The 6,704-nt window shown below is 48.5% G+C and carries 8 protein-coding genes and 1 rRNA gene; all 9 read left to right on the plus strand.

Annotated elements, in window-relative coordinates; all coding sequences use genetic code 11:
• The first annotated feature begins 61 nt into the window (after nucleotides 1-61).
• On the plus strand, nucleotides 62-1,414 hold the full coding sequence (gene fliD, locus ACFQNF_RS04545) for a flagellar filament capping protein FliD (protein WP_380186443.1): 1,353 nt from the start codon (nucleotides 62-64) through the stop codon (nucleotides 1,412-1,414).
• Between the two features lie 171 nt (nucleotides 1,415-1,585).
• Nucleotides 1,586-1,972, plus strand: a complete 387-nt coding sequence (gene fliS / locus ACFQNF_RS04550) for a flagellar export chaperone FliS (protein WP_046353555.1) — start codon at nucleotides 1,586-1,588, stop codon at nucleotides 1,970-1,972.
• On the plus strand, nucleotides 1,959-2,240 hold the full coding sequence (locus tag ACFQNF_RS04555; protein ID WP_380186445.1) for a hypothetical protein: 282 nt from the start codon (nucleotides 1,959-1,961) through the stop codon (nucleotides 2,238-2,240). Before fliS ends, ACFQNF_RS04555 begins: the two co-directional genes overlap by 14 nt.
• Nucleotides 2,237-3,157 (plus strand): flagellar hook-length control protein FliK, encoded by a 921-nt coding sequence (locus tag ACFQNF_RS04560; protein ID WP_380186446.1) that lies wholly within the window; start codon nucleotides 2,237-2,239, stop codon nucleotides 3,155-3,157. Before ACFQNF_RS04555 ends, ACFQNF_RS04560 begins: the two co-directional genes overlap by 4 nt.
• A 17-nt stretch (nucleotides 3,158-3,174) precedes the next feature.
• Nucleotides 3,175-3,615: a flagellar basal body-associated protein FliL gene (locus tag ACFQNF_RS04565; protein WP_380186448.1), complete on the plus strand. Its 441-nt coding sequence runs from the start codon at nucleotides 3,175-3,177 to the stop codon at nucleotides 3,613-3,615.
• A 3-nt stretch (nucleotides 3,616-3,618) separates the two neighbouring features.
• Nucleotides 3,619-4,317 (plus strand): RNA polymerase sigma factor FliA, encoded by a 699-nt coding sequence (gene fliA / locus ACFQNF_RS04570; RefSeq protein WP_380186449.1) that lies wholly within the window; start codon nucleotides 3,619-3,621, stop codon nucleotides 4,315-4,317.
• A 42-nt stretch (nucleotides 4,318-4,359) separates the two neighbouring features.
• Complete coding sequence (motA, locus tag ACFQNF_RS04575; protein ID WP_380186451.1) at nucleotides 4,360-5,226, plus strand: flagellar motor stator protein MotA; 867 nt, start codon at nucleotides 4,360-4,362, stop codon at nucleotides 5,224-5,226.
• Nucleotides 5,227-6,192 carry a flagellar motor protein MotB gene (locus ACFQNF_RS04580; protein ID WP_380186453.1) on the plus strand — a complete coding sequence of 322 codons (966 nt, stop codon included), beginning with the start codon at nucleotides 5,227-5,229 and terminating at the stop codon, nucleotides 6,190-6,192.
• Between the two features lie 416 nt (nucleotides 6,193-6,608).
• A 16S ribosomal RNA gene (locus ACFQNF_RS04585) occupies nucleotides 6,609-6,704 on the plus strand; the annotation flags it as partial.

The following is a 6,704-nucleotide window of genomic DNA, read 5'->3' on the forward strand; positions in this document are numbered from 1 at the left end:
CAAGGCTTTGGTCGCCTTGTTTAATTAGAATCCTCTAATTTGCTTTTACGGAAAAAACGCCATGGCAGAAATTAACCCCCAGCAACTGGCTAGCCAAATTGCCAGTTACTCAGTACAGCAGGCGCAAAGCCGTAATGACACGCGGACCAAAGATAATAAAGCGCGTTCTGATGCCTTGGTTCAGCTGCAAAAAACACTGCAAGATTTTAAAACCACGCTGGGTGGTTTAAGTGGCAAGAAGTCCGTGCTGGCCCATGCTGCGGCTTTGAGTCAGGAAGGGATTGCCACGGTAACGGCCGGCGCTAAGGCGCAGGACGGTAATTACTCGCTGTTTGTAAAACAAGTCGCCACGGCAGAGCAGCAGGCATTTGCTCGCCTCGATGGAATGACAGTGGCCGCTGGCGACAAGCTTAATATCAAAGTGGGCACCGCAACCATTGCCATTGATTTAGCCAGCGCAGACAAAGACGCCGACGGTAAGTTATCGCTCACCGAATTGGCGCGCAGTATTAATCAATCTAAAGACAGCTCAGGCAAAGTGAGCGCCATGGTGTTGACAGCCAATGGCCAGTCGCAATTGGTGCTGACTTCCAGCCAAACCGGCGAAGCCAATAGCTTGCAAGTGAGCGGTAGTGGCGCAGGGGTCGAGGCTGCTTTGGCACTTGAAGCGCCCAAGGTTTTATCTAAGGCGCAAGATGCCTTGGTGTTTTTGGGGGATGAAAACACCGGTGTGCCGATCAAGCAGGCATCAAATACGTTTACTGGCATCGAGGGCGTAACGGTTAATTTAAGCCGCGCCATGAAAAGCGGCGACCCGGCATTAAAGCTCACCGTAAGCACGAGTAATAACGATACTGCGGCTAATTTACAGATCTTTATCGATGGCTTTAACGCGGCGAAGAAATCCTTAACCGCCATGCTGGCCAATGCCAAAAACGATAAAAATGACAGTGGTAAACGGGATGCCGGTGGTGCATTTGCCTCTGATTCGGGCATTCGCGCGCTGCGGGATAAATTAAACGGTTTGGTCAGACAAAGCTTTGACGGCGTGCGTCTGATGGACTTTGGCGTAAAAACCGATCGCGACGGCAATCTATCGCTTGATCGCAGCAAGCTCGATAAAGCGCTAATCGAAAACCCGGCAGGGCTAGAGAAGATTTTTAACGCCAGCACGGGTACCGATCTGATTAAAGAGAATAACGATTACCTGGGCAAATGGTTGAATGCCAGCAATGGCCTGTTAAAAACACGCAAGGAATCGGTTTCTAAAGCGGCGGGTGATTTAAGCGCTCAGGCCGATAAGATTTCCAAGCAATACGATCAGGCTTATCAGCGTGCTTTAAAGCAATTTACCCAGCTTAAACAGCTGCAAGCGCAAATGGGTGAGACATCCAATATGTTCAACAATATGTAATTGTGAGGTGGGGTGAAAAACGTGCTTTATGCATCGTGGCAGACCAATCGCATAGAAGATGTTTTTCGTAGGGCGGGTGAAACCCGCCGTTTTTTAGCTCGTAGATGCCCTAAATCTGGTGGGTTGCACCTGCCCTACGCCAAATATATACAGAGTACAGGAGCTTAGATTTTGGATTACGAAGCATATAGCAGTTATCACTCGGTGAATTTGGAAGCGCAGACTTCCAATGCCTCGCCAGTGCAATTGGTTTTGGTCTTATTTGATGGCCTATTAGAAGAATTAGCTCGCGCCAAAGCGCATATGGAACACAAGCGCTTCGAGCAAAAGGGCGAGAGCATCAATAAATGTATTGATATTCTGAATGGCTTATCCAGCGCGCTCGATTTTGATCAGGGTGGTGAAGTGGTCACCAATCTGGCGCGTTTATACGATTTTTGTGTCTACCGGCTTTACAGCGCTAGTAGCCAGTTAGATGTTGAAGGCGTGGTAGAAGTTGAGCAATTATTAGGCACCTTGCGCGGTGGTTGGCTGGGTGTGCGTGATGCCAAGGCTTAAAGCAATCAGCGCCAAAATGGCCGAAATGAAAATAGCGTTGGCTGGGCAAGATTGGGAACAACTTCTCACGCTAGATGCTCAGTTTGCCGCTTTGCTGGCGGGCCATGCTTGGAGTGAGCAAGAGCAGCAAGCCTTGCAAAATGTGCGTAGTGCTTATGCCACCATGCAGGAAGCCTGCCGTTTGGCGACCAAGGAGCTGGCAGATAAATTAGCGCAATTTGCCGAGCAGCGAGATGCCAGCCTTGCTTATGCAGCGGAGGCGCTATGAATCTGCTCGCAAGCATGATGGCAGCTCCTGCGGATTTAACGCCTCAGCTCATTCATACCTTACCGCTTGATCCTTTGCTGGCGATGTCTTTTAGCGGTGAAATGCAGGACTGCGCCGCGCCTATGCCTGAGGGTGAAGCGAAGACTGCTGATGTGGCCGATGCTACTGAGCAGCCCACGGCAGCGAGTGTGGATGCTTCTCTCTTGAGCATGCCTGCATTTTTCGCGCCCATTATTCCTAAAATGCCTGAGCGACAAGTATCCGCACCCACCGCTGAATTAGTTTTAGCGGAGCAGGTATCGGTAGCGCCTCAGCAGCTAGCTACTGTACCCGCACAGCTCTTAACTACATCTAATAGTGATGTAGATGCACCCGTGCTAAAAAATGATGCCGCAGCAGTGAGCGCGAATGATGTGGCAGATCATGTAGCCATTCGTCCGTTTGAATTAAATACGATGGCAGTAAGCAGCATGCCAGAGGCCAAGCCTTCAGAATGGGCTCCTATTAAGCTAGAGCCTACACAACCTGCCAGCTGGTCTCGTCATTTAGAAACTGCATTGAAAGATCGCCTCGATGTGCAGCTTGGGCATGGTATTGAGCGCGCGGTGATTAAATTATCCCCGCCTATGCTCGGCTCATTAGAAATTAGCATTAAACATGAAGCGGGCGCTTTATCGGTGCAATTGCACGCCAGCAATAGCGATGTCACTAAGCAGCTACACGCAATTACCGAGCAGATGCGTGCTGATTTAAGTCAAAAGGAATACAGCAGCGTGGCCGTTGAGGTGAGAGATCCATCGGCGAATAAAGATGGACCTCCCAAAAAACATGCGGCGGAATCGGATGAGGTCGGCCAGGCTTTGGCGGAATTAGACGAAGAAACGAGTGAGTTTGGCTCCATTCTGGCGCGCATTTAATCGATCTGGAAATCACTATGTCTAAGAATATTATTTTTATTATTTTGGGTTTGTTAGTTGCTGCCGGAGTGGGCGGTGGGGCTGCATATTACTTTAAGCAAGATAGTGCGCCTAAGGTAGCCAAGGCCGAGCCGGTTGAATATAAATTTGCCTCGGTAGATAAGATCATTGTCATGCTGCGCAATGACGATGGCAGCTCTTTATCGACCCATTATATTGCGGTGGATTTGGTGTTTAGAACCAGCAAGGAAAAAGAAGCCGAGATTAAAAATCATCTGCCTTTTTTAAAGAGCACCGCCGTCAAGGTCTTGTCTCATCTCAATCTGAATATGGCCAATAAAATGACCATTGAGGATTATCACGTGCTCTTAAATAAAGAGTTCGTCGCTGCCTATAAAGGTGTTGCATCAGATAAGCCTTTTTCTGATGTGATGGTCAGCAAATTGATTGTTGAGTAAATCGTGGATCTTGCCGACGCTTACGTCCATAGCGCTTTAGATAGCAAGCAAGAAGCCGCTCAGCTGGCAGCCTATATGCCGCTGCTCAATCGTGTGCTCCGGCAGCTTTCATCACAAGTGGGCTGTGTGCTGGATCGTGAAGATATGGAGCAAATTGGCCTGATGGCCCTGCTCGATTCATTGCGCCGTTATGGCACACCCGATGATCAGTTTGTTGGCTTTGCAATGCTGCGGATGCGTGGCGCTATTTTGGATGAGCTTAGGCGCTTAGATTGGCGGCCACGTTCAGTCAGGCAAAGCGCGCATCGTATTCGGGATGAGATCCGCGCCTTAAGGAAAAAACTAGGTAGAGAGCCAAGCGAGGCCGATGCCATCGCAGGATTGGATATCACAGCTAAAGAATACCGTGATTATCAAATGGCCGAAAACGCCGAAGTGCTGGCAAGCTTTGATGATTTGCTCAGTGATGGAGTGCATGAATCAGGCGGTGCAGAGTCGCCAGAAAACGGGGTGATTAATCGCCTGAGCCTAGCGCGGGCCTTATCAGGTCTGGATGAAAAAGAGCAGCGTGTTATTCAGATGTATTACGAGTTTGAGCTGAATTTAAAAGAAATTGCTTTGGTATTAGATTTAACAGAAGCACGGGTTTGCCAAATTAATAAATCGGCAATTAAGAAAATGAAAATAGCCCTAGGTGCCTGACAGGCTCCTAGGTAGCACTTTAAATTAGAGTTGGAATAAAGCATGCAGCTGTTCTTAGGTATCGGCATCGTGATGATGTGTGTGTTTGGTGGCTTTTTCTTGATTGGGGGGACTTTCCACCTGATCTGGCAACCGGTTGAGCTACTTATCATTATTGGTGCAGGTTTTGGCGCCTTGGTGCTGGGCAATCCTAAGCACGTGCTGGCAGAAATGTTGGGACAAATCCGCCGTGTGGTGATGGGCAAGAAGCAGGGGCCGGATTTTCAGCGCCAATTATTGTTATTAATGTACGAGCTACTGATAACTGCGGGCCAAGGGCTTAAAGCATTAGATCAGCACGTCGAATCGCCAAGAGAAAGTGCCTTGTTTCAGCGCTACCCGCTGGTCTTAGAGCAACCAAAGCTACTCGCCTTTATTGTGGATAACTTCCGCCTGATGGCGATGGGAAAAATCAATGCGCATGAATTAGAAGGCGTATTGGAGCAGGAATTAGAAGCGATTCACGAAGAGCTTAATCAGCCGTCCAAATCCCTACATAAGATTTCTGAAGGCATGCCGGGCTTTGGTATTTTGGCTGCGGTGCTGGGTATTGTAATGACCATGCACACCATTAGTGAAGGCGCTGAAGTCGCCGAAATCAGCGAGCGCGTGGGGGCCGCGATGGTGGGGACATTTATCGGGATTTTCCTTTGCTACGGCGTGCTCGATCCGCTGTGCAATATGATGCATCAGCAGGTCAAAGAAGAATTATCCAATTTGGAATGCGTAAAAGTGGTGCTGGTGACGCATGTATCGGGCAAGCCCCCTTTGCTGGCGATTGATGCGGGGCGTCGTTTGGTGCAGCTAAATATTAAGCCAAGTTTTTCTCAGCTTGAAACGTGGATCAACACGCTAGAGGGAACGGCTTAATTGAGTAATAAGAATAATAAGCATGAAGAAACAATTATCCGCCGAGTTTCACGCAAGCAAAGTTCTGAAGCACACGGCGGTGCTTGGAAAGTGGCCTTTGCCGATTTCGTATTGGCTTTGATGTGTTTGTTTCTAGTGCTATGGGTGCTTTCAGCCCGCGATAAAGAAAATATCGAGCGCGTATTGCGTAATGGTGCGGGGCGCTCTTTAGCCAGCAATGGCAATCGAGAGCTGATTGATCATCAGGGCAATCCTAAAGGTAGTTTAATTGCACGCGAGCCAGTGCCGGGTAGCAATCAATCAGGCTCGATTCAGACCGCACCAGGGCAGGGCGGTGGGGCGCAGGCCTCTTTGCAATATTCAGATAATGCTTCACCTAAAAAACAGTACGACACTCCGCGCGATATGCAGGAATTAGCACAAACGTTTCTACAGCTATTTAAAGAAGCTGGGCTTTCTGAAAATATCCAAACCATTATTACCCCTTATGGTCTGCGCATCATGCTGCACGATACCGATAAGCAGGGCATGTTTGAGCGTGGCAGCCAAGTGCCGAGCGAGCGCTTTCGGCGATTGCTGCTGAAAATGGGGGCGATCTTCTCCCGCATTGATCACCAGCTCTTAGTGATTGGGCATACCGATTCAATGCAATATAAGAATGCTAATTACGCCGCGTTCTCTAATTGGAGCTTATCCAGCAACCGAGCGATGGCCGCCAGAGTCGGTCTCTTAGAAGGCGGTATGCCGGTAGAGAATATCTTGCAAGTGGTCGGCATGGCCGATCGAGCCCCTTACGACGTACAAAACCCACAAGCGGCATCTAATCGCCGTATCGAGCTATTAGTACTCACGCAAGATCAAGCCCAACAAATGGCTGACATGTTTGGCATGCCCAATGGCGGCAAGAATGAAATCAGTGTGGATCAGCTGAATGCATCACTAGAAAAACCCAAAGCAACGCCTTAACTATATATATGTAGATTCGTGAGCTTGATTTTTACTGATTACTTAAATAAATGATCGAAACCCGCAGGTTCTTTGAGAACTTTTTAATATTAAAACGGCGCTGGTCTGCGGCTTTACTGCGGGGCGGTAAAAAAGAAACAAAATGGCTGTTATTTAAATCAATGACTTAGCGACTTAATTGGTTTTATCTCAGTAATAGTGTTGACCGAGCAGGGTCCCGCCGGTATAGTTCGGCCTCTCGCTGCAGCACACACAGCAACACGGTGTTCAAGCAGTAGCGAAATGATCTTTAAAAAAATACAGTCGATGAGTGTGAGTGCTTGGTTCGGAAGCGAAACAAGTGCTTACATGAGTAAGGAGTAACCAGCGATGGTTGCTCTGAATAAAGTAAGCCAGTAAGTACTAGCTTAGTGATTAAACTAAAGAGTTTGATCCTGGCTCAGATTGAACGCTGGCGGCATGCTTTACACATGCAAGTCGAACGGTAACAGGGTGCTTGCACCGCTGACGAG

It is taken from the genome of Iodobacter arcticus, assembly GCF_042664895.1.
Taxonomy (GTDB): Bacteria; Pseudomonadota; Gammaproteobacteria; order Burkholderiales; family Chitinibacteraceae; genus Iodobacter; species Iodobacter arcticus.

What these genes read in the sequence shown, in the direction of transcription:
- ACFQNF_RS04555 (WP_380186445.1), top strand. Translation starts at nt 1,959, where the DNA reads ATGCCAAGGCTTAAAGCAATCAGCGCCAAAATGGCCGAAATGAAAATA.
- fliD (WP_380186443.1), top strand. Translation starts at nt 62, where the DNA reads ATGGCAGAAATTAACCCCCAGCAACTGGCTAGCCAAATTGCCAGTTAC.
- motA (WP_380186451.1), top strand. Translation starts at nt 4,360, where the DNA reads ATGCAGCTGTTCTTAGGTATCGGCATCGTGATGATGTGTGTGTTTGGT.
- ACFQNF_RS04565 (WP_380186448.1), top strand. Translation starts at nt 3,175, where the DNA reads ATGTCTAAGAATATTATTTTTATTATTTTGGGTTTGTTAGTTGCTGCC.
- ACFQNF_RS04560 (WP_380186446.1), top strand. Translation starts at nt 2,237, where the DNA reads ATGAATCTGCTCGCAAGCATGATGGCAGCTCCTGCGGATTTAACGCCT.